This window comes from Bacteroidales bacterium, from assembly GCA_016707785.1.
Taxonomy (GTDB): domain Bacteria; phylum Bacteroidota; class Bacteroidia; order Bacteroidales; family UBA4417; genus UBA4417.
In genome coordinates, this window is sequence record JADJGZ010000029.1 from 16,913 (window position 1) to 40,991 (window position 24,079).

The 24,079-nt window shown below is 40.6% G+C and carries 17 protein-coding genes and 1 pseudogene; all 18 read right to left on the reverse strand.

Features of this window, described 5'->3' with window-relative positions; all coding sequences use genetic code 11:
• Positions 1-50: 50 nt before the first annotated feature.
• The 18 genes and pseudogenes from IPH84_14810 to IPH84_14895 all read right to left on the reverse strand — a co-directional run bounded on the left by IPH84_14810 (position 51) and on the right by IPH84_14895 (position 24,074).
• Positions 51-1,670, reverse strand: a complete 1,620-nt coding sequence (locus tag IPH84_14810; protein MBK7174463.1) for an NAD(P)/FAD-dependent oxidoreductase — start codon at positions 1,668-1,670, stop codon at positions 51-53.
• 86 nt (positions 1,671-1,756) lie between these two features.
• Complete coding sequence (locus IPH84_14815) at positions 1,757-2,710, reverse strand: SDR family NAD(P)-dependent oxidoreductase (protein MBK7174464.1); 954 nt, start codon at positions 2,708-2,710, stop codon at positions 1,757-1,759.
• Positions 2,711-2,719: 9 nt separating this feature from the next.
• Positions 2,720-3,193 carry a nuclear transport factor 2 family protein gene (locus IPH84_14820; GenBank protein MBK7174465.1) on the reverse strand — a complete coding sequence of 158 codons (474 nt, stop codon included), beginning with the start codon at positions 3,191-3,193 and terminating at the stop codon, positions 2,720-2,722.
• A gap of 377 nt (positions 3,194-3,570) precedes the next feature.
• The gene (locus IPH84_14825; protein MBK7174466.1) at positions 3,571-4,752 is read right to left on the reverse strand and encodes a T9SS type A sorting domain-containing protein; all 1,182 of its coding nucleotides are present in this window, start codon (positions 4,750-4,752) and stop codon (positions 3,571-3,573) included.
• 135 nt (positions 4,753-4,887) lie between these two features.
• Complete coding sequence (locus tag IPH84_14830) at positions 4,888-5,730, reverse strand: prolyl oligopeptidase family serine peptidase (GenBank protein ID MBK7174467.1); 843 nt, start codon at positions 5,728-5,730, stop codon at positions 4,888-4,890.
• A complete protein-coding gene (locus tag IPH84_14835; protein ID MBK7174468.1) occupies positions 5,727-6,761 on the reverse strand; it encodes a hypothetical protein in 1,035 nt (344 codons plus the stop codon). Before IPH84_14835 ends, IPH84_14830 begins: the two co-directional genes overlap by 4 nt.
• 393 nt (positions 6,762-7,154) lie before the next feature.
• Positions 7,155-7,637 carry a hypothetical protein gene (locus tag IPH84_14840; protein ID MBK7174469.1) on the reverse strand — a complete coding sequence of 161 codons (483 nt, stop codon included), beginning with the start codon at positions 7,635-7,637 and terminating at the stop codon, positions 7,155-7,157.
• A 74-nt stretch (positions 7,638-7,711) separates the two neighbouring features.
• Complete coding sequence (locus tag IPH84_14845) at positions 7,712-10,606, reverse strand: NHLP bacteriocin export ABC transporter permease/ATPase subunit (GenBank protein ID MBK7174470.1); 2,895 nt, start codon at positions 10,604-10,606, stop codon at positions 7,712-7,714.
• 56 nt (positions 10,607-10,662) lie between these two features.
• Positions 10,663-12,834 (reverse strand): NHLP family bacteriocin export ABC transporter peptidase/permease/ATPase subunit, encoded by a 2,172-nt coding sequence (locus IPH84_14850; GenBank protein ID MBK7174471.1) that lies wholly within the window; start codon positions 12,832-12,834, stop codon positions 10,663-10,665.
• Between the two features lie 16 nt (positions 12,835-12,850).
• Positions 12,851-14,101 (reverse strand): NHLP bacteriocin system secretion protein, encoded by a 1,251-nt coding sequence (locus tag IPH84_14855; GenBank protein ID MBK7174472.1) that lies wholly within the window; start codon positions 14,099-14,101, stop codon positions 12,851-12,853.
• Positions 14,102-14,126: 25 nt separating this feature from the next.
• Positions 14,127-15,704 carry a TolC family protein gene (locus IPH84_14860; protein MBK7174473.1) on the reverse strand — a complete coding sequence of 526 codons (1,578 nt, stop codon included), beginning with the start codon at positions 15,702-15,704 and terminating at the stop codon, positions 14,127-14,129.
• 6 nt (positions 15,705-15,710) lie between these two features.
• Positions 15,711-17,762, reverse strand: a complete 2,052-nt coding sequence (locus tag IPH84_14865; protein MBK7174474.1) for a RiPP maturation radical SAM C-methyltransferase — start codon at positions 17,760-17,762, stop codon at positions 15,711-15,713.
• Positions 17,707-19,137 carry a radical SAM family RiPP maturation amino acid epimerase gene (locus IPH84_14870; GenBank protein ID MBK7174475.1) on the reverse strand — a complete coding sequence of 477 codons (1,431 nt, stop codon included), beginning with the start codon at positions 19,135-19,137 and terminating at the stop codon, positions 17,707-17,709. Before IPH84_14870 ends, IPH84_14865 begins: the two co-directional genes overlap by 56 nt.
• A 186-nt stretch (positions 19,138-19,323) precedes the next feature.
• Complete coding sequence (locus IPH84_14875) at positions 19,324-19,854, reverse strand: hypothetical protein (GenBank protein MBK7174476.1); 531 nt, start codon at positions 19,852-19,854, stop codon at positions 19,324-19,326.
• Between the two features lie 565 nt (positions 19,855-20,419).
• Positions 20,420-21,205 (reverse strand): PhzF family phenazine biosynthesis protein, encoded by a 786-nt coding sequence (locus tag IPH84_14880; protein MBK7174477.1) that lies wholly within the window; start codon positions 21,203-21,205, stop codon positions 20,420-20,422.
• Between the two features lie 129 nt (positions 21,206-21,334).
• Positions 21,335-21,604 (reverse strand): annotated as a pseudogene (locus tag IPH84_14885) (hypothetical protein).
• A gap of 341 nt (positions 21,605-21,945) precedes the next feature.
• Positions 21,946-22,431 carry a GyrI-like domain-containing protein gene (locus IPH84_14890; GenBank protein MBK7174478.1) on the reverse strand — a complete coding sequence of 162 codons (486 nt, stop codon included), beginning with the start codon at positions 22,429-22,431 and terminating at the stop codon, positions 21,946-21,948.
• A 347-nt stretch (positions 22,432-22,778) separates the two neighbouring features.
• Entirely contained in the window at positions 22,779-24,074 is a 1,296-nt protein-coding gene (locus tag IPH84_14895) for a TolC family protein (GenBank protein ID MBK7174479.1), read from the reverse strand.
• Positions 24,075-24,079 lie beyond the last annotated feature (5 nt).

A 24,079-nucleotide genomic window follows, 5' to 3' on the forward strand; every position in this document is an offset into this window, starting at 1 on the left:
CAGTAAGACGGATTGCAAAACTGCCATGAATGAGTATAATTCCCCCTAAATTATTTTTTCAATTTTTTTATAATCCTATTTGCTGCCAATTTACCGGTAAGTATTGACATAGGCACACCTGCAGGACTATAAGCCCATTGTCCTGCCTGGTAAATTGAAGGTATAGGTGTTAGAACTGAACGATCCGAGATTTGAATTTTATTTACAACTGGCATATTTTTTTGAAATGACCAGCCAACAATAGCTCCTTCAGAACTGCCTACCCTGTTTTCAATGCTTAAGGGTGTAAAAGAAAAGCGGGCTATGATTTTATCTTTTAACATAGGGTAAATAGAATCAGTGATTACATCAATAATATGATTTTCCATTTCAACGGTAAACTGATCAAGCCAGCCTGCCTTTTGAATCTCTCTGAATAAGTCATATTCCGCAAGTAAGCTTATAATAATGCCCGTTTTACCAGGTGGAACCATTGCCGGATCTTTAAGTCCGGGAATGGAAATTTCATAGGTATTCAATTTGATAAATTTGTCAAGCCAGGTAAATATTTGTTCTTTTTTAATGGTTTCAAAATTCTTAAGCAAGTCATATAATTCCTTCCGGTGTGTTTCGCCTAACCCTGTTTTTGATGGGGTATAAAAGAAATGTCCATGAGCAATTTTACTGAAATTTTCAAGTGGCACATCTACTTCAAGAAATAAGGAAAAAACAGAATCTCCACCCCGGTTTGCCAGCATTCTGCTTTTCGATTCACTAAATCTGGCTTTGATATCCGGAGACAAGCCTTCCGTTTTTACTATGTTATATAGTGTTTTTAAATCAGTAGCCCAGATAAGGTGATTATATCTGTAACTGACGTTGTTTTGATCAATAACAATACATTTATCAGCCCATACTTCTACGATTTGTGAATTTATTTTAAGTTCTCCTCCACATTCTGATATTTTGTTTTTCAATGCCTCCGAAAGCTTGCCAACTCCTCCTTTTGGATAGAAATAATCCAGGTATAAGGAAAAATAACTCAATGCAAAAAAGGCAGGTGTATTTTTAAAGAAATGCTGTGAAATCATATCCCTGAGGGCAGGGTTTTTTATAATAGTTTTTAAATAATCCTCCACCGGCATGTTCATCCGGTTAATCTTTCCTACGGTTAAAATGAATTTCGGCAGCCAGGGTAAAAGTGTTTTAAACAAAAAATTTTTGTCATGTATCAGGTCTTTAAACACAGGATTCTCTATGCCATAGAGTACATTCATGTGTTTCATTATTTTTCGTATGATTTTTATAACCTCATCAATCTCACTTTCACTTTCAGGAAATAATTTTACCAGGAGCCCCCGGTATTTATGTAAATCATTTATGGTTTCTATATTAATAACCTCATTTTCTACACCTACAGAAACAGGACTTTTAACAACTTCAAGCTGAATGCCTAAATCCTTTAGCATTGCGAAAATAATGCCTGCATCTTCTAAAGCCCTTACTCCAGCTTCAAAATGAAATCCATCACGGGTAAATGAATTTACCAGGCCTCCAAATTCACTATTTTTTTCAATCAGCAATACTTTTTGTCCTGAACGTGCAAGGTACACTGCTGATGTAAGGCCGGCAATGCCACCACCAACCACAATGGTATTGTATGTATGATCAGGCAAACTCTTTTCTTCCATATACTTCAATTAACTCTTTTCAATATATGTCGTTGCTATTTCATTTTGCAAATTCTGGCAATCCGGCACTGCAATGGTTTCGCTTTTTACTTCTGCAATCCTGCTAATTGTATGCTTTTGTTCCAAAGCTCAATGGCAACTTCCTTGTCCAAAGCAGGAGGAGCAGGCTCTTCCTCTGTAGTTAAATTAAAAAATTTACAACTAACCTTTTCAATCTCTTCAGAAACTCCAAGATAGTACAATGCCTCAGCCGAAATTTCCGGGGATCTTAATGTTTTATCAAAAAAATTCTTTTTAAACCAACGATAAACAGGCCCATTTTCTTTTCCTGTATCTGTTTTCACAGCACCAGGATGCATCGTATTTATGGTTACACCAGAATTTTTGTATTGCTCATCAAAAATGATCATCGATAACAGTTGCGCAGCTTTTGCTGAGCCATAACTTTTTAAACCTGAATACCTGCGATTTTCCCAATTCAGATCATCAATCCTTATTCCCCAGGCTGCAAAACGATGTCCCTCGGAGCCAACCATTATAATTCTGGCTTTTTCCTGTGACTTCAACTTATCCTGCAATAGAAAATTAATTATAAAGGTTGATAGGTAGTGAACCACAAACACCTTTTCTAGTCCGTCGACAGTTATTTCTTTTTTCGTAAGGTAAACCCCAGCATTGTGGATAAGCACATCAATAGAAGTCTTCATATCAGCAAGTTCCTGAGCAACCCGCTTAATATCACTCAAACTGCTTAAATCTGCAATTTTGTAGTCGCAATGAACTTTAAACTCATTCTCGATCTCCTGGCATAGGGCTTCTGATTTCTGAATATTTCGATTAATACATAAAATATTTGCTCCTTGCGATGCGTATTTTCTGACAGTATAGTAGCCAATTCCCGAGGTAGCCCCGGTTATAACAACAAGCTTATTTTTAAAATCTTTAGTGCAAATTTTTGGGTCTGAACGATTATTCCTGATCATGGCAAACACGTTAGACCATTGATATTGTTTGAAATATTGAAAGAATTTTTTATTCATAAGCGTTCCTCATCCAAACTTTCTTGCCATAAACTTTCTGTAAACTTTACAAAATCTCGGAATATTGTCAAAAATGTCGCCCCATAAATCGTAATAATCCCGCTGCTCAGTAATTTTGCCTTCTTCATTAATAGTCAACCGACTCGTGCCAAACAAAATAGAACTTGGATATTTTTTAAAACTAAGAGTCATTTCCCACTCAATAAATACAGTATTCCCTTCCATGAAACCATTGACAATTCTCATCTTCAGGTCTTTTGAACGTTGGGTCAGACGCTCGGTCATCTTCGTAAACGCTTCGATTCCATGTATTTCCTGGATCGAATCCCTGAAATATATATTATTGTCATAAAATGGGAGAATGTGCGACCAATCAGGTTTACCTGCTGTATTGTATGTTTGTGACCACAGCTCTTTTACTGTGTCAATTGTAGTTATTTTTACGTTAAGTATATCTTGATTTACGGGATCAGTATTCTCCATATCCACCTGAATTTTATGCTTCTCTTCCATTAAAAATAGTCACCCTAAGATAGTGTAATCAAGGATATAATGCAACTCCTGCAAAAGGTTTTTCGAACTTATACTCATTCCTGGCAGGTTTGCAATCCGTCAATGACGAAAGCTGATTGGAATGAGTTATACCGGGATTTGTAATTTCTTCGCCGGTTGGAGGATCGCAAACCTATTCCGCTTCGGTATAATATGGAAAATCCCCCAAAAGAAGCTTTGGCTCGACAATGGAAGTTCTGGAAAATCTTATAATTGGATTTAAGTAGCCATAAAGTTTCGGGGATGCCCGATGGCATAATAATACTCAAACACCTTTGGTACAACTGTGAATGTATCAGAAATCTCAGTTACTGCAGAACAAGTCTTTGGTAACCTGTGGAGTTCCCGTTTTTTACCCTGACAAAGTACAATCCGGCAGGTTGTGCGGAAAGGTCATATTCATAAGGACCTTCAACATCAATTTCCTGTTCCAGCACTTTAGCACCATGAATATTGAAAACTGTAATCATTCCTCCGGTAACATGGTTCGCAAAATCAAGCTTAAAGTAACCCTCAGTGAGATTGGGAGATATACTGAAACCAGCCTGTTTGTTCAATGGTTTTTCATTTACTGAGGAAGGTTTTTCAAAACCGGTTATCCTGATTACTTTATTGCCACCTCCGAAAGTTGAAAAGAGGAAATCGCCTGTCAGGGGGTCTATTAATGCTCCTTCAGCCCCGGTAAGTCCTGTTACCATTTCTCTTGCGCTGGATGGAACAGGCAGTCCATTATCCCCCACCTCAAAAACAACTACTGTTCCGTTGGAATAAGAGGAGATGGCCATTGAGAGGTTGGGGAAAGTTGCTGAACCTGACGGAATATAAGCAATCCCCTCTGGACCCGAAGCCACTCCATAGACAGAGACCTCAGCAATCTTGTTTGATAAAAGATATTGCCCGTTGTTATCTATGGTGAAAGGAACATTATACATAATTGATTCATTGTAGGATGAAAATACCAGGCTGCCTGCACCGGGATATCCTGCAGGCACAAAAGCCAGTGCACCCACCGATGAAGCCACCCCATAAGCTGTTAAAGAATTGCTGATATAGGAATTATCGGGCAATACCTGGCCTAGTTCATTCATGCTGTACCTGGTGAAAAGGAGCGTTCCGTTAGGGGCGAAAATAATACCGCCGTCATTGTTGGGTGCTGCGATATACAGGACAGCACTTCCATCAAAGCCGGTTATGTGTTTCGATACCGGATCCCTGGTCAGGGCAACTGTGTACAGACCCCCGCTGCCGGTGTTTGCAGCTCCTCCTATATAAAGCGTATTCGGTTGTTCCGGCCTGATGGTAAGCCCTCCATATTGGGAAGGTAGCTGATCAATGCTTCCCAGGTCAGTTAAAGTGTAGCCGGCTGAATCAAATTCCGGAGTCAGGGTTTGGGTGAGTCCCTGGAAATATAACAGGACGAACAATGTCAGCAGGCCTTTTTTCACCATTGAAGATGAAAATTTTGCAAAAGAATGGGTAGAGGTTTTCATATGGAGTGCTTTTAAAAGTCAAAGTTAACCTTGAATTTAGTAAATCCGAAATTTTTTGGCTCAAACTTTTCTTGTAAAGGCTAATTTTATGCGTCGGCTGAACAGATTTTGCGAATCACCTGACTGCTAACATGCTCAGTATAAATTTTTCAACCATTGTAAATATACCGAAGTGTAACTATCATTTAGTATTCCGTGTCCACCTTCCTCAGTGGTTATGAATTCAACTTTGGCTCCGGCTTTTTTTAGTTTAGCCACCAGCTCCTCTGTGAGGTCGTAAGGGCAGTTTAAATCATTCTTGCTGTGATAAATAAAAACAGGAATATTCTTAAAAGGCTCCAGGTAAGTGGGATTCAGGAAATCAGGGTAACCTTCGCCAATCCATTTACCTGCAAGGTTGGGATGCCCCGAAAAAACAACCACTCCTTTAAATAATCCGGGGTATTCGTAAAATATCCTGTAGGCTCCATAACCACCCATGGAAAAACCGGCAATGATGATTCTCGAAGTATCGACAGGATAGTTCAGTATGGCATCATCAATGGCCTCTTTTACATCTGTTTCCGCATAATCGGTGGTAAAACAATTGGATGTGCCCCTTCCGAAAGGTGCTATTTCAATAAAATTTCCATCTGTCAGGTTTTCCTTTAGCATTCCCTGGTCATCGGAACCACTTCCATGCAACATAATGAAAAGTGGATATTTTTTGTTCCTGTCGAAATCCAGGGGAACTTTAATACTGTAGGGCTGTAGTGTACCATCAATTTTTGATTTGAATGCCCGCCTCGAAATACCTGTTTTCTCAGATAATAATCCGGGGTTATCAATTAATTTCGCTTTATCTATTTGGTAGTTAGAATAAAGTTCCCTGATGTGTCCCGCTGTTTCGTACTCTTTAACTCTTGAATATTCGTCCAGGACACTCTCCAGCCTGAAAAGCATGGTATAATAATCGCCTTCTGAAATCTGGCTTTTCAATTCAAGTAAGGATTGCCTTTCTTTTCACCATTAATTTCAGGCAATAGGGTAAGCGGGATTTCACCTTCCGAATTATCGAAGCATTTCCAAACTACTTTATAAGCCCCGGGTGCCAGATTTTCAAGTGCTAAGTCAAATTCGTTTTCATTTATTCCCGGCACCAGCAAAATTTCTTTATATAACTCAGAATAAACATAATTATCAGCAGAGCGGATTGTTGCAAGATAAGCTGCCTGGGTGGCCCTGCTGGCATTGGAAATAAATTTGATTTTTAACCCCTTCCCGGCGATTTGATTTTTCCTGGCAAGCCTGGCATAAGTGCATGGGTTTTCAATGCCAACAGGTGTTTCAAAAACAGCTTTCGTGTATTCGCGTTTACTTTGTTCCCATTGAAATTTCTCATCATACTTCATGTAGTAATAATTTTTTTCTTTCTTCCCGATGGCTTTTACGAAACAGAGGTTTATCCCAATTTCATCAGAAAATAATGGGTGGTATGGATATACCTCATTCCAGGGCAGCAACAGCTCGAAACAGCTTTTGCCATTTATCGTGGTACATTCGAATTGTGTAGCAGAACTTAACGATTTCCCCGACAAATCAATGTTATAATACCATACTCCTTTTTTTGCATTCCGATTCCTTGATTTATCGGCAGGGGAGAAGCGCAATACATAAAATTCACCGGTGGGCTTTCCCGAATCGGGCTTTGCAATCAGCAGGTGAAAGCCATCGCCATTTTGATAAGCCCTGTCGCGGTAAATAATTGAATCGCTGCCTGATTCGATAAATAAGTAAAGAAATGAATACTGATAACCAATTTTATACCTCACTTCAAAATCCTGATTTTGCGGATTTGTTTTCTCAATATGCGAGAATTGATTCCATTCCAATGAAGTTGATTCCTTCTCGGGGAGCCCGTCAATAATGGGTTGCGTTTCTAAAAATGAAATATTTAATTCCTTGTTTTGTCCGATTGCTGTAATACTTAGAATTGTCAATAGTATTTCCAAAATCATTATTTTTTTCATGGGCAAATGATATTATTATATTGTCTTTTTTTTGATTCTTGTCATTTTAAACCTTCCCGAAGGCTTTATTATAAAGGAATGCATTACTTGTCCTGACTGGTATTTACCGGTTCAAATATATTACGAATCAAATTTGACTGTATTATTACAAGAAAGCAGATTTGGCGCCTTTGCGAGAGGCTTGCATGTGACGGTCTATCTTTACGGGAAGTTACAGCGACAAGAATTGTGAAGGAATTTTGTTATTTCCAATAATGAAATTTATCCATCATAATAACATTGCAATGCAGAATCTGCGACCAGGCTGCCATGGAAGGAAAGAAATCAGGAAAATAAATGATAATCTGCTTAAGTGACCCTTATGCAGCGTAATTTGACATCATTCTGTAATTTTTACCAATCCATCTTTAGGAGCATCAGGAGTGGATAAGCAAACCCTGATAACAGGAGTAAAAGGAGAAAAGGGCGGTTAATATTTTGCCATTTATAATTTTTATGGCGAATAGCTTCTAACCCATGATTTATTGCCGACAGAATAAAGAAGGTGAAAAAGACCATTAGAATGGTCAATTCTGATTTAATGCCCCAGTTAAAAAAGTATATTAAAACAGCCCCCAATGCATATGAAATGAGCGCAAATGAAGATTGTTTCTGATAGTTGCTCCCGGTTTCATATCCCTTAGCCAATGCTGCCTGTTTGCCAAAAAATAAACCTTCAAAGCCTGATATTCCTGCTATTGCGAATACTACTACAGGTATCATGAAGTGCAATTGAGCTGTCGGATTGTAGCTTTCACCAAAGCCGATTGAATAGCCAAAGTAAAAGGCAATTCCTACGAGTGCAATACGGATGATGTCTAATGCCTGGATGAACATATTTTTCTTTATTTATGATTGGTTATTATTTCAGGTTTTATTGTTTAGAAATGTTCTGACTGAGTTAAAATTTCCTATTCCATCTGCCTTTTCACCAATGCTGTAAAAATTCCGTTTTCTGCAAAGAGCTGGTCGAAAGTACCCTCTTCACACATTTGCCCGTCTTTTAGCACATAAATATAATCTGCTTCACGGATAGTGCTGAGCCGATGTGCAATTACAAGCCTCGTGACTTTCAGCAAATTCAGGCTTTCTGTAATAATGGCTTGTGTTCGGTTATCGAGTGCACTTGTTGCTTCATCGAATATCAGAATTCTGGGTTTGGTAATGATGGCTCTCGCTATAAGAAGGCGCTGACGTTGCCCCCCTGAAAGGTTCCGGCCACCTTCACTAACCATTGTTTGCATACCCATTGGCATTTGCCTGATATCTTCATCAAATCCCACCAAACGGGCTGCTTCCCAGGCATCATCTTCTGTCAAATTACTCACACCGGCTATATTACTGAAGATACTCCCGGGCATTAGTTTCCCTTGCTGGAGAACTGTTCCTGTCTGTCGTCGGACTGCCTGTATTTCGAGTGTAGCAAGTTCCTGATCATCTATATAAATAGCTCCCTGTTCAGGTGTTTCAAATCCCAGTAATAACCTGATTAGAGTTGATTTTCCTGAACCTGAAGGACCCACAACCGCAACGAATTTACCTGCAGGTACTTTCAGGCTTATATTATTGAGGACCAATGGCCCATCAGGATCATATCTGAATGATACATGCTGGAAACCAATATTTCCAACTAAGTCGCCCGGATGTGCCTTGCTACTGTCGAATTCGGTAACCGATTCAAGTATTGGTTTAAGATTCCTGTAAAATGGTACGGCTTGCATTACAGAAGTAAATGACTGTCCGACAGAAAGAATAGAGATGGATAAGCTGCTAAAGGCACTCATAAATGCAATAAATGCTCCTATCCCAAGGTATTTTTCGTTAAGCCGGTCAAAAATCAATGAATAAAGCAAAAGGGTGCATATCACCGGGAATGCAACATTAAATGCTGAATAGAAATTTCCTATCCTGCGGTTTCTGAATTCAGATTGACGTTGGTCGGCGTACATATTTGCCCAGATGGAAAAGGCATTTTTTTCTGTTCCACTAACCCTTAATTTTGATATTCCGTTTATAAACTGAAGCGTTTTACCGGAAATTTTTTGCATCAATGAAACAATCCTGGTCTGCTGCCGTGTCTGTAAATAGCCTGTAAGGATAATAACACCAAGCAGCACCGCCAGCAAAATAATTACTGTCGGAAATACCAGTCCTGAATCATAATAATACAATAGAAAGAAATTGAATAAGGTAAAAATACCTGTCAGCACCGTATTGATTACAGTTCCCGAAAGTACCTGCATAATCGAATTGATGCCATTGGCCCTCATAGCCATTTCACCAGATGTATATTTCCTGAAAAATGAGGCTGGTAAATGAAGGATCCTGTCCCAGACAGCAATTTGTAAAGAAGCTGTTATGCGTGTTTGGATGCGTTGCACTGACATGCCCCGAACATAGATAAACATGATATTTACAAATGCTGATACTGTCAAAGCAATAACAATTCCCAGTAATAACGATTGGTTGGCATTTGGGATAACCTGTTCAAAGATGGAACCCGTCAATACAGGTGTAACCATTCCGAGCAATCCGAGTAAAATGCCCACCAGGGCAAGCCGCCAAAGATCTTTTGAGGATTTTCTGAAACTATAAATCAACAGATCTTTAAAGGTCAGTTTTTTGTCAGGCAGGGGCCTGAAAAAAGAAAACCCTTCAGAACAAAGTGTTTCAGCAGTGACTGCATTCAGAGCAATAGCTTCCTGGGTGAATGGCCGGATAAGTACATTTTTTCCTGGATGAATCGGAATAACAGCAGCTGGTTTCTGATCTGTTTTGGAGAAAACAAGCAAGGGTTCGATGTCAAGTTTCCACCAATCCTTTTCGAGAGTTACTTTCCTCTTTTGAATGTGCGATGCAAATAAAATGACATCGAGTCTGTCGGATATCCTGTCGGATGCAACCGGTTTTGGCTTTACAATCCTGAATCCACCAGCCTTTGCAATCATCTGGCAAGTAGCCAGTAATTCATCCGATGCCTCTGTTTCAGAAATGAAGTAAGTATTGCTTTTCTTACCAAAGATGGAAGAAAATACCTGTGCAGTACCGCTGAAGGCTGCCTTTTGGCCAGCTATCTTATTTAGAAGTAAGCTGCGGTCCTTTTCAATTGTTATTTGCTGATTCCAAACCAGGTAATCATAAAACCATTTATTGAACCTTAAAAGAGAGGATAAAAGTAGATATTGGTCAAACAATGAAATAGTATCATATCCCAGGTAGCTGCTTTCTTCTGTTGATGTAAGCCACAATTGTCCGCAAACCGGGAAATACAGCTCCTTTGATTCAGCAAGCAGCTCTAATGATGCAACACGGGATTGCCCGCTGATTTGTTTCACCCATTTTACTTCTGATGAAAGTATGCATTCATTGGCCTGTGAGGAAAACTGTTCACCATTTTCCGGTTCAATAAATTCATAAGGAACCATCCCTCCCTGGATAAAGCTTGCACAGTTTTTAATCCAACCATCAATTAATCCGCTGATATATTCCTTTTCAGGTTTTTCGGATAACGGTTTTTCAAATTCAGTTACCGGAATTTTCTTAAAAAGGCAGTCACCTTCTGCCACAACCAGGAGCATTAATCCATTTTCCAGCCTTTCGTTTTCAAGTCCCAGGGCAATCTGTCCCTGCTGCAGGCTAAAAATAAAATTGCGTCTGCCGGCAGGAGTTTGGTTTTCGAATGCAGAGTAATATACATTGGCTTTCCCTTCGGCAAGATAATACAGGTATTTGCTCTCTGTGAGAGTAATAAACCGGTTTGATTTTAATTCAACCCTTTCACCTGTATCTTTCCACTTTTCCTGCATCTGCGATTAAATCTGTTTACTATGCATTAATTTGAATCTATTTTCAAAGATTTTCTTTATGCCTCCTGGATTAGCCTTTTGTAGGCTCCATTCAGCTTCATCAATTCTTCATGCGTGCCTCGTTCAGCAACCTTGCCGGCTGTTAACACGATAATTTCATCACAATCCCTGATAGTACTCAGTCGGTGTGCTACAATGATGCAGGTGCAACCCCTGCGTCGGAGATTGTCATCAATATTTTTCTCGGTTGTCGCATCCAGGGCACTTGTGGCTTCATCAAGGATGATTATGGATGGATTTATAGCCAGGGCCCGGGCAATTTCTATCCGCTGACATTGACCTCCGCTGAAATTTTTTCCGCCTTCTTCAATCTGGTAATTGTATCCACCGGGACAAGAACTGATTTCCCCATGAATTTCTGCATCTGCGGAAGCCTTGATAATATGCTGATCCGGAATCGCATGATTCCACATGGCGATATTTTCTTTAATAGAGTCCTGGAAGAGAAAGATATCCTGGTCAACCAGGGCCAATGAGTTATTCATCACAGGGCGGGGAATATTATCCCTATGAATTCCATCAAACAGAATTTCGCCTGACCAGGGTTCGTAAAGCCCGGAAACAAGTTTTGAAATAGTTGATTTCCCGGAGCCTGATGAACCAACAAGGGCAACCCTCGCACCGGGTTCCAGCTTCAGGTTGAAATTTTCAATCAGGGGTTTTTCCAGCGGACTATAACCGAATGTAACATTACGCAATTCAACAAAGCCTTTTAGTTTAGCATCTGCTGCTGTCTCAGTCCCATAATCCTGATCAGGCAGAACAACTGCTTTATCTATTTCAGCATTCAGGACATCATCCAGCCTGTTTACTCCGGCTGTTATATCCTGCACTTTTGAATATAAACTCACAAGACTATTGACAGGCGCAGTAAAACTGCCCATCAGTGCCTGAAAAACAATTAGCTGGCCCATTGTGAGTTCACCCCTGATCACCAGAATACTGCCAAAGCCAAGTAATACCATAGTGTTCAGTGAATTGAGCAGGGGAGAAGCCAGGTCAAGTTTTTGTGAAATAAGCCCAATACGTTGCTGCATATTTATCAGCACCGACTGACTATCGACCCATTTAGCAAAGAAGTCGGATTCAGTACCCGAAGCTTTTATCGTTTCAATCAACTGAAGCCCGTTTACAGAGAGTCCGATTTGCTTTCCCTGTTCAACCTGGAGCTTATTGTTTAGTTCTGTCCGCTTTTTTGAAACCGCCCTTACAATTGATATATTGATCAAAGCAAATAAAATTCCGACAAGGGTGAGTATTACGCTGTACCTGAATAGAATAACTGCAAAGAACACCATTGATATCAGGCTGAGGAAACTGTTGGCCAGGTCGCCTGAAAGCAGTTGAGCAACCTTGTTGTTTATCGCAATACGTCCATTTATATCACCCGCAAATCGCTGGCTGAAGAATGAAACCGGAAGATTCAAAACATGCCAGAAGTAGTTTGACGACAGGGAAAGGGCTACCCTGGTTTCCAGTCGGAGCAGGTATTTTTGCTGGATGTAAGTAAGAACAAGTTTAATAATCCCAAGTAAAGCCAAACCGATTATCAATGGCCTGAACCAATTGTCGAAGCGTTTAATGAGGATGTCGTCAATAAAAATCTGGGAAAGGGAAGGGATGATGATACCCGGGATGATGAGGAATAAACTACAGATTACCAGGAAAATTATACTGCTTCTCAAGCCGGTCATTTTCTTTCTCAATGAGATTGCCACATTGGGTTTTGTCCCTGATTTGCTGAAAGTATCTCCCGGTTTAAAGTTTAGGGTTATCCCGGTATATGATTTACTGAATTCTTCGTGACTAACCTTTCGGTGGCCTGTGGCAGGATCATTCAGATAGAAATACTTTTTGTCAAATCCTTCAACAACTATGAAATGGTTGAAATTCCAGAAAACAATGAATGGCAGATTTACAGTATGCAGCTGATCGATTTCCAGTTTCAGTCCTGATGCTTCAAAACCATTGTTTCGTGCAGCTTTTATGAGATTAAGAGCATTGCTTCCATTGCGTGATATGCCACACTCTACACGCAATTGTTCAAGAGGTTTATAGAGTCCGTAAAAACCAAAGATCATTGAAAGGGATGCAGCACCACACTCCACTGTTTCCATCTGGAGCACGGTATCTGTTTGTACCTTTTTGTATGTTTCTTTAGTTATCATTAGTTCCCGGGATATGTCAAATTCCAATCAATTTCTTCATAAATGGCATTACAAGGGTAATGGGAGGTTGTTCCCTTGCAATAACGTTTCCAGTACAAATGGTACCGGTCGACAATTTTTTCTGTGGCCCTGATGAAGATGACCATTGATAACCGCTGAATGTGGATGAATCTTTGGTCAATTCGACATCCACACGGTATGGGGCACCATAGGCAGAAAGCATTTCAACCAGCCTGGCATTATCAAGAAGCGACATCATGCTGCTTGATGTAACAGGGAAGTGAGAAACGAAACTGACCTTTCCTTTTATAAATCCATACTCTTCCACATGGAATGTTGTTGGAATGATTTCCACTTTCATCCCTTTTTCAATTTCATCAGCGATATTTGGAGGGATAAAGATCAAGGCTTCTACTGTTTTTTCAAGGGTTTCAATAGTGATCAGCGGAATTCCTGCATTAACAAAAGAACCGGGTAAAACACTTATTTCGATCACTGTCCCGGTATAGTCAGAAATAATTTTACTTGCCTGATCATACTGAAGTTGGGCATCAGCAAGAGTAGCACGAGCTAGGAGGACCTGGTTCCAGGTTTCAAGTAATTGAGTTCTTTTCGAAAATTCCGAAGCCGAAAGCGAAATATCCAACTGTGAGTCATCCAAGTTAATGGCTTCTATTTCTTCGCGTGTGGCAACTATTTGCTGCTGTATCTCAAAAACCTGTGTTTTTGTGACAAGTCCCTGGCTGTGTAGATTTTCCAAGTTTTTCTCCCGTTCAAGCTGGCTTTTTAGCCGGTTTTCCAGGTTTTCAACCTTTCTTTTTAGGCTGCGGTGTTGTGATAATTTACTATTTGCCTGAATTACCGAGTCTTTCAGGTGCTCATGGGCAAGTAGTGAATAATAGTCTTCAAGTTCATCATGCTGCTGCTGGACATCATCCAGTTTTTGTTTTAATTCAGGCTGGGAAATCAGAGCTATTAATTGCCCGGTTCTAACTGAATCTCCCAGCTTTACATTAATTTCAGATAGTTGTCCATTAACAGGCGATGCAATACTCCTGTTTCCGGTTGACCGTATCAAAATCCCGGTCCCGGCTACTTTAGTAGTTGTATTGCCCATGAATCCCCACAATAATAAAAAAATGAGAATAAGCCCAATTCCTGCTATGATCAGCCAGGCTGAAGGCTTAATTACATGTATCAATTGGTTTAGTTGCTGCCCGGGATGTTCCTGCTTTGAGGCTTGCTCACGGTATAAGTCAGATGGCATATCTTATCTTTAATGCGTTAAACCATTAATGTTTTGGCAAAGTGATCAATTGGTCAAGTTCAATTGTATTGTCCGGCTTGCCTGGATTCAACAACGTTCCTGTAATGAATCTGAAATAGACTACTTCGGAGTAATACCTGCCCATAATTGAAATCAGGTTCAGGCGGGCATTCAATAGTTGTGTCTTTGTACTATTCACATTAATTAAAGTAGATTCCTGGTCAATATATTTCCGTTTTTCGTTTTCATAAATAGCTGCCAGGTAATCTAAAGTCTCCATTTGATCCTGGTATTCCCCGATAAGGAAGTTCAGTTTGTCGGCCGAAAGCTGCACCTCTGATAAAATGCTACTGGCCAGCATCTGTGCCTGGTTACTGCTTTGTTCCAGCAATGCTTTATTCTGTACTACAACTCCTTTCCCTGATTTATTGGATACCGGCAACTGGAAGTCAAGCGAAACCCATACGGAAGGACCTGGTATGTTTTGGGAATAAGGTGCCGTGAAATTGTATTGATCAGAGGCCACAAGACCAGTGTATCCGCCGGTAACATTCAGGTCAAGCTTAGGCTTAACTGCCTGATTCGCCAAAAGCAGGTTGCATTTTCCCGACTCCACTGTTTGAAGAAGTGCCTGGTAATCACCTCGCTGATTCAAAACCTGGTCTGGATTGGTACTTCTCAAGGCTGTAAGGTCAATGCTTTTTAAATCGATCAAGGGAAATATATCAGTTGGAAAGCCTAGAGAGTCAATTGATTTAGCATCAAGTCCCATGACTTGCCCAAGATTGGTCCGGGCCGATAAAAGCTGTTGGTAGTAGTCGGACAACATGATCAGGTATGAACCTATGTTGGCACTCACATTAAGGGTGTCGGCACTGGGAATAAGATCGGCCGATGCCAGTTTCCTCATCTGGTCCAGGTAGTCATACTCGTTATCAATGACTTCACGAATTTGAACACATTGTTCATTCATGGCTGCATAGTTCCAATATGCTGATGCTGTAGCATAAATAGACTGGGTTACGGTATGATACAATTTTTTAAGATTTGCCTCATACAGCAGCTGATTTGCATTGATGGATGCGGTTGTGGCAGCCTTTCCACTATTTTGAAGAAGTGGGATGTTTATTGTAAGATTGGCAGCCAGGTGATTCTGATATCGTTTAGGATAGACATTCTGGCCATCATACTTGCTTTCAGAAAAGGTGGCCAGTACATTCGGACTTACTGTAATGCCATATTCAAACTGTTTACTGATACCTAATTGGTAGGATAAAACATTTGAATACTGGTGGATAATCTTATCCTGAATTGTGTATTCCGGATTATTGAGAATGTTTTTCTGGGCTGAAAGATTAAGTTTATAATCAAATTTGCCCTCTGATGCCATATATAGCCCAAAATAATAGTCAGCAAGCTGTTGCTGGTTTTTAATATCCCAGCTATGAGTCATGGTTCGATGAACCGATTCAATGAGTGAAACCCCGGGTAATAAATCTAGCTTACTTTTTAGGTTTTGTGCCCCAAGGGAAAACGGAACAGTGATTAATGCTGCGACTAAAGCAGGCAAGAGAAAAATCAGTGTTGCGGTTTTCCTACCCATGACACATCAACTTTTGCTTGTAATTCCACTATCCCAGAATTGGCGGACTGTTTCGGCTGAAGAAATATTCTTTCCTCCGGGGAAATTCTCCAGGTCTTGCTGGACCTCACAACTGCCTTCAATGGCCAGGTTTAAAAGTTTCTGATCAATTTCTATAATCAGTTTCAGTTTTTTCAGCCGGTTCAGGATTTTTTCAAGAGTTTCTCCAGAGATATCAGTACCTGTAAGGTTCTTAAACTGCTGAATGATACCATTCCTGTCAATTCCCGTATCCTGTATCACAAAAACTTCAGCTTCTGCCCCGGTAAGAATGATGATATTCTTTTCAGCGGCCGGCCTGAGATCAAGAACTTCAATAGTTTCTGCATCCACACGGTTATAACTCAACATTGGTTTAAAAACTGACCCCGACTGCCTGATCCATAGTTCAATAGCATTATGAACTCTGGTATAAACATCATGCTGAATCGTTTTATGGAAATCCGGATCCACAAAGAATACTGATAAATTGGCTATGGTTTCATCCGGGAATGGGTAAATGTAGCGTGTAGCCGTAAATGGCCTGAGTTTTAGGTCAGAAACATGTTGGTTGTCGAAATAGTAGGAATAGCGGTTAAACCTGATAGGGTTGAATTTATTGGGAGGTTGAAGATGCGACAAAAGGGGTATCAAGGGTTCTATTTCTTCATACCATTCAGGTTTTTCACCCGGGAATCCAAATAAAAAATTCCAGCTAACCCGAATTCCATTTTTCCTGGCAAACTTCAGGTGGGTGATGTTGGTAATGGCATCAGTGCCTTTGTTCATCAGATTCAGTACGGGATTGCTGAGTGATTCGAGACCAGGTTGTGTCCAACTGATACCCGCATCATTCATTTGTTTGAAATGAGAGGGCTTTAGGTTGGCCTTGGTTTCATAAAACAGGGAGTAAGGCTTTCCAAGTGCTGCCAGTTGTGGCATCAGGTTCTTGAAATAGCTCATGTCGATGATGTTGTCAACTACTTCAATCCTGGTGGTTTGATTTTCACTGGCAATACTTGCAAAATGCAACAGGGCATTCTGCGGGCTTTTTGACCGGAACTTTAATCCAAAGCCATTTAATCCACAAAAGGTACACTGGTGATGATTTCCCCACCAACAGCCCCTTGCGGTTTCTGCCAGGTAACCGGTAATAAGTTCTTTCCCGATACTAATATTCCCGACAGTAAGGTTAAAGTCGCTATAATCAGGAACAGGCAGGTGATTCAAGTCTAAAACAGTGGCACGTGGAATTTCATTTTCGGGCAGGGTAAAATATCGTGAACTTTTATCCCTGAATTCACTACCCAATGTTCCATACGGAAGTTCTGATTGTTTAATCCCGGGTCCTTTTTCAGTGATAATTTTCACCAGGTCAACAATCAGGTCATCAGCTTCACCGGAAACAGCATAATCAACAAAATCAAAATTCTGCATAATGGTCTTTCCGAAGATCCCTTCGCAATTTGATCCACCAATAAGGGTAACCATATCAGGATTTAGCTGTTTAATGCGCCTGAGTAAAGCAAGAGAGGCATTCGTTTGCTGAAATACAGTACTGCAACCAACAATCCTGGGGTTTAATTCAATAATGGCTTGTGCCATCTCTTCAATAAACAGGTTGGCTTTATTCCTTAGTTCAGCCAGAAGGTTTTTACGCTTTTCCCTGAATGCCTGGTTGGGATTTTCTATTTCCCTGAAATTTAGTTTATAGTAGTTTTCAATGGAATTTCCCTCAAAATCAGGAAAAAGTGACTGAGAAAACAACCATTCACCAAGCATGTACTGTGCAGGATAGTAGTCAGCAAATGCATATTCACTGTTTCCGGTTAGTTCTCCGAATAATAGGTTACCATAGATCACCCTGCTTGAAATACCTGCTGACTTCACTGTGGCATTCAGTAATCCGAGGCCTATGGAAGGCCGCTCGAGAGAAACAAGTGGCATTAATACGAAGCAAACATCCGAATGTGTGTAATGCTTTCTAATCCAGTCTCTTGTGTTGAATTGAGGTATCGGGCTCTTCATCGAGGATTCCATAATCAAACATCCGGTTAATGGTATAAAAAATATTCTCCTGGGGTTCCCCGGTTGAAGATGACAGTTTTGCTGCTATTTCACCGGCTGTAAATTTTCCCTGGCTTATCAATTCCCCAACTTCTGAGATAAGGGGCAAATCTTTGATTCGGATGCGCATGTACACCGAACTGACTTCAATGGCATTTGTAGCCGGGGCATAGGTGAAATCCTGGTGGAACCGCATCAGATCATCTGCCTCCGGAAATGGTTTGGCAAACTTTTCAATCAACCTGTTCATGGTTTCTTCAAGATCCTGTGCATCAGTAAATGGTTCATTGGCAAGTGTCCAGTATCCTAAAGGCCATCTTTTACTTGAATTACAGGGTGTTACCATGCGAATTGATTTTTCAGCCATATTGATCAGAAAGCCGGTGATGCAGGCAATGGTGCTGCCTTCTTCAGAAACTTTTGATGAATCCATATGTTGGGCAGCTCGCCCGGCCTTGGCAAATACGCTGTTTGACTCGTTGGTTTGAGGCAACATCTCCACCCTGATCAATTCTTCCGGTGAAAATTCATTGTGGATTTTTTCGAGAATGGGTAAGCTCAGCACTGAAAATCGTTCAACAAATCCGTTGTTTTCTTCCGATAGCTTCAGAATGGTCCGTATCCTGTCGGGATATTTATAAGCCAGCGCTGTAGTAGTTTGCGGGAAATGCCCTAAAATCCTGCCAAAGTCGGTTATGAATTTTTCGTAGTCAGGATTGTCAAGGGGTTCGGTGGCATAATAACAGGTGCCAAAACTGCCTGAATTTCCAAGAACATTTTTTACAGATTGCAGTGTTTCATTCCACAATTTTGCATTGTCATCGGTATACCTGAAAACTTTACTCAACTTCTCGGATGCAACGGCACAAAACCAGCATCCTACCGAACATCCTTTAGTCAGTTCAAAGTTGATGGGAGAATGAATGATGGCAGCGCTTTTAGCTTTACCCAGTTCAATATAACATCTATTGATCTGGCGCTGACGCCATTTGCGCAATCGTTCATTTTCCGGGGCACATCCAATAGTTTGTAAACGATCACGATGACTTATCTTTTCATTTACAAACGACCTGTATTGTTTCACAATCGATGGAATTTCGCTGCCTGATTGACGAAACGCTTTTGCGTATTCAGGATCCGTGAGTATCCCTACTTCATCAGGGTCCAGATCGAAGTTGAAATAAGCTGAAGGGTATGAAAAGTCTGCTGCAGTTTTTTCCCTGAAATCATTGTCGCAGGTCCACCGTTCCAGTACCCGTTTTGTTTCACCTATCCGTCGGTTATATTCAAGGGATCCTTTCCCCGAAAAAATGGGGAGAATCTCAGTCAACTCATTGGTTTCTATCATTATATAATTTTTGAATAATTAGGAGCAGAACTTATCCCGCAATGAGAATTTATCAGAAAATCCACTGATTGTGCATTGGGTGTAAATGATCCCTTGTTCTATGGCGGTATTACCATTTAAAGGTTTTATGCCGTCATTAAAAAAGGTTAATAGAATGATGGGAAATGGCTGATCATACCTTATGGGTTATATCAGCACAACTGCAAGTTCGGCCACTGCAAATACAGTGCTTGCTGCTTCAAAATCCTGGGCAACTGTAGTGGTGGTTACACTTACTTCAGCTACTTCTAATTCGACTACACCTGTAGTATTTGTTGTAACTGCTTCTATATCGCCACCGGCAATTCTACCTAAATCGCTTTCCGAAAGTTCATTCGAAAATGACTTAGGTTTCATTGGCAATACCAGGTTCAAGGTTACAGCAGAATTTTTTATAAAACGTACTTCAAAATTTTCAGGAATTTCCTGGCCTTTCGCAGCAAAACGTTCACCTATTAGTTTTCCAAACTCCGGGGTAATCACATCCGGCAATATGGCATAAACAGCATTGGCATTGTTTTCATATACATTAACTTTAGTGGTTCCCTCAAAGTCAAACCCGGCTTCAGTTAAAAATTTCTTTGGATCAGCCAGGAATTTCATCTTATAAGACTCATCTGACCAGCAACGTGCGTAAATCTGGGCAACAATTGCATTGTTTTTTTCCTCGTTTTTCATGTTTTTTGTTTTAATAATTGAAATCAAATTTGTTTGGTGATTTCTATGATGAAGTTTTTATCATAGTTATATATTATAGATATTTATTTCTGAATATGTAAAAGGTAACATTTCAGGCAATTAGATTTTTAAGCAACAATAATTAAAGAAAGGATTATGATTTTTCGAACATAAAGAAATAGATATCGCGTGCATTATTAATACATAAAATCATGTCCGGTATTTAAGAATGAATTCATGAGGAATAGTAACAGAAACCGCTGTCACCCATACTGTCAGCAGCAAATTACTCGCCTGTCAAAAAAGTGATTTTTGAGGTTTCCTTATCAAGAGCTGTGGCCATCATCCATGATAAATCTCTTAATAATAGCTCTTGTTATGATAAAATCCCTCAAAATAGTGGGGGTATCACTGAAATCATGCAAATTTTCGCGATATCTTAAAACTCCACATTACAGAGGTTTTGCACCAGTTTACTAAAAATGAACTAACATCATAAAGCAGCTCGCTACAACTCAGCTCAGGATAGATTTATTCCGCTTTGCCACTGGTTTACTACCAACTATTAAAAATATATTTCCCCAATTAAATACAATTTCCCCTTCCCGCTGATTTCTGTTCGCTCATTGAGGTATCTGCACTGTAAATACCCTCTGCGTTCCGAGAGTTGAATAGCTGAAAATTCTGTTTTATTCAGTTGCTTTGCCCAATAAGGTGCCAGGGTCGTATGTGCCGAACCTGTTACCGGGTCTTCTTTAATGCCGATCTGTGGGGCGAAAAACCTTGATACAAAATCTACCTGATTTCCTTTGGCTGTAATGATAACACCACGACTGTCGAGTTTTGCAATGTCGTCAAATGCAGGAGTTACATTAATAATGTCATCTTCCTTATCAAAAACCAACAGGTAATCCGTTTTCCCTTTAAAGGCTGAATGGGGCTTCGGTTCAAAACAGTTTAATAATTCCGTGCTTAGAGTTACCGGATTAAGGCTATCGGTGGGGAAATTAAGACTTAGGAATTCACCGTTTTTCGTCACGGTCAATTCTCCACTTCTCGGAGAATAAAAATGAATGATATTTTCTGTATGGTTTTCATAATTAAATAGTACAAAAGCCGCAGCCAGCGTAGCATGCCCGCATAAATCCACTTCCACCATGGGCGTAAACCAACGGATCTCGTATTGGTTATCGGTTTTCACATAAAATACGGTCTCTGCCAGGTTGTTTTCCATGGCAATTTTCTGCATCAGTTCATCAGGCAGCCATGCATCCAACGGACAGACAGCTGCAGGGTTTCCTGAGAAAACCTTATCGGCAAAGGCATCGATTTGATAAAGTTTGTTGGTCATGATTGCAATTGATTATTCCTGATATTGGGTGTAATTTAACTGCAGGATAATGATATTATTCTTTCTTTTTTTGTGGTTCATTCAAGGCATCATTTTGCTTTTGTTGCTGCAATTGTTTTGCATTTTTCACTGAAAAAGTTGCTCTGTATCAGCTACATCTGTTTTGTAATACTTACCATCTGTAGATTGCATCTTCAGTTGGTTACAATTTGTAACCAACTCACTGCCCTCCTTTGTGAGCCTGTGTTTCAATACCTTCCAATAGTTATTCGGATTGGGGCTGTCGGTTAAAACACCAACTATATCAACGATCGAAAAGTACCATTTCTCCTGGTCTTCGTCCCAAAGAGAGCGAATTTGCTTCTGCTCAAATAATCTGATGGATGTTTCTTTATTCATAAGGCTGTCAATCATTCAAAATTAGGCATTTTCAAGCTTTATTCATGAGTCTGCCTGAAAAGTATGAACTGAGATTCCTGCCACCAAGTCACGAAGTCACAAAGCTACACAAAGAATTAAATATCAAGTTATTAGGCATAGTGATATTGGTGTCCTGGATTCTTCGTGTCAAAGAATTACAGCCACGAATGCACGAATGATTCACGAATCATATAATTAATCCTTTGTGTTGTGTCTTCGAGTCTTCCTCGCTAGAAAACTACTCTTTGGAGAGGGCTCAAAGTCACAAAAAATACAAGTTTTAATAATTTCTGATGTTTAGGCATCTTCATGCTAGTATTTCATTCCCTGATCTCCCTCACCGGGATCCAGATCTCCTCCTCCGAATCAGCACTGTCATTCCTGTATTTCTCACCCAGTTTCTCGAAATGAGGCCTGTTATCAAGCTTATATCCCGAAGCAGGTAACCAGGTTCCCATAATATACTGAAAAGCCTTTGCACCCTCGCTTGGAAGGCCTTTGTATAAAAACACTGCATACATCCCGGCAGGCAACAGAAAGGTTTCCATTCCTTCCGGAATGGTGACCACCTCACTTACTTCCAGGGCGGCCCATTTTTCAAATTCAGTAAGCGGGTTAAACGATTCAAAAAATCCTTCCGGATAGTTCTGTAATGAATATAAAACCGGCTCCACCTGCAGGGAAATCTCTTTCCTCCGGGGCATAAAACTTCTCCATAATTCAGCAGTCCGGTTCTGCGCAAACGACATCCTCATCCGCATTCCCACAAGCTGCTTTGCTTCCAGGTTTTCGATTCGTACTTCCATACCAGTTTTTTAAATATTTTGTACTGAATTAGATTGTCTCAACGAAAATAAAACTAGTAACCGGGAAATAAAGGGCGAATAATATCTCCAGGGCTAATAAGATTTTGGTTTTTTATACAGATTGTCTATTATTTCAATTTTCCGAAGAATTCAAGACATGGGTTTCACTCTGGAAAAAACTTGTCCATTTGAGGGAACTATCTCTGTTTTTCAGGCAGGCAATCCAGAATAATTTTCAAAATAATGGCCTGTTTCTATTCTTTACCGTTAAAAATTTTGAATTCAGTGCTGATTCTATATTCTGAATTCATTTTGTACCCATCATATTGAGAATTCAAGCCAATCCCTCAATTTCCCAACTGAAAACTCAACCTCTTCAATTCCACCTCAGCTACCTTGGCGGCAAAACTGAGGTTCACCAGCTGGTACCCTGAATTCTCAAAGCTGGCCTGTGCTGCTTTTATATCCAGCAGGGTGGCCTGGTTCAGACGGAATCGTTCCATCACAATAGCAATAAGCTTTGCCGATAACTCCACCGTGCCCTGCTGCAATTCAAGCTGCTGCAGGTTGGTGGTATACGACTGAAACGTCCTGATAGCATCAGCTTTCAGCGAATGGAGGAGGTTTTCCTGCTGCAGCCTTGCATTCATTACATTGAAGGTAGCTACTTCTTTCTGGGCTTTATAGGCATTCCCGTTATATATCGGTACCTGCAGGCTGAGCCCGGCATAGGGGCCATAATTTTGGTTCAAAAGGGTAAAACCGGCAGCACTCTGTGAACGATTAAAATTCACCCCTGTATTCAGCCGCAGGGAAGGATATCGCTGTGCTGACACCTCCTTCACCACCATTTCATTGATGCGGATCTGCTGCCCCGATGAAAGATATTGCGGGTTTTGCTTCAATCCTTCCAATACCCTTTCAAGTTGCAGGGCCTGGTCCACCAGTATGGTATCCTGTACTTCTACAGGGACAAAGCTTTTCATACTCATGATTTCCTGCAGACTGGTCTTCGACTGCTCCACCACCAGCAGCTGGTATCGTTCTGCTTGTTCTACCGAACTTAAATCAAGCTGTGCCTGCAACAGGTCGGCATCATTGGCCAGTCCGGCGGCTTGTTTCTGCTTCACCCATTCCAGCTTGGTCTCCGACACTTCCAGGTTGGCCCTGATAATCTTCAGGTATTCCTGCTGCCTTACCACATCATAATAGGCCGTCATCACCAGGGCAATGGTATTCTGGATCTCCAGGTTCAGGAGCAGTTCGCTCTGCTTTTGCAGTTGTTCCAGCTTCTCCTTGGTGGCCACTACTTTAAATCCGTTGAACAGCAACATTCCTGCTGTCAGGCTCGAATTCAGGGCATTCCCGCTGGCATTGCTCTTGGTAATCTCAGTGCCATTATTCAACTCCTGGTTTACATTGGTGAGCGACTGGTTATCGGTGATGCTGGCATTTACCGTGGGCAGCGCCCCTGCAACTCCCGGGTGGTTATTGACTTTGCTGATAGCCACATTGTTTTCTGCAATCCTGATGCCGAAAGAGTTCTCTAAGGTGGTATCAATAGCGGCTTTCAGGCTTAGAAGTTGCTGGGCCTGCAATACTATGGGAAGTATCAGCAATAAACCGATATATATTCGTTTCATGGCAG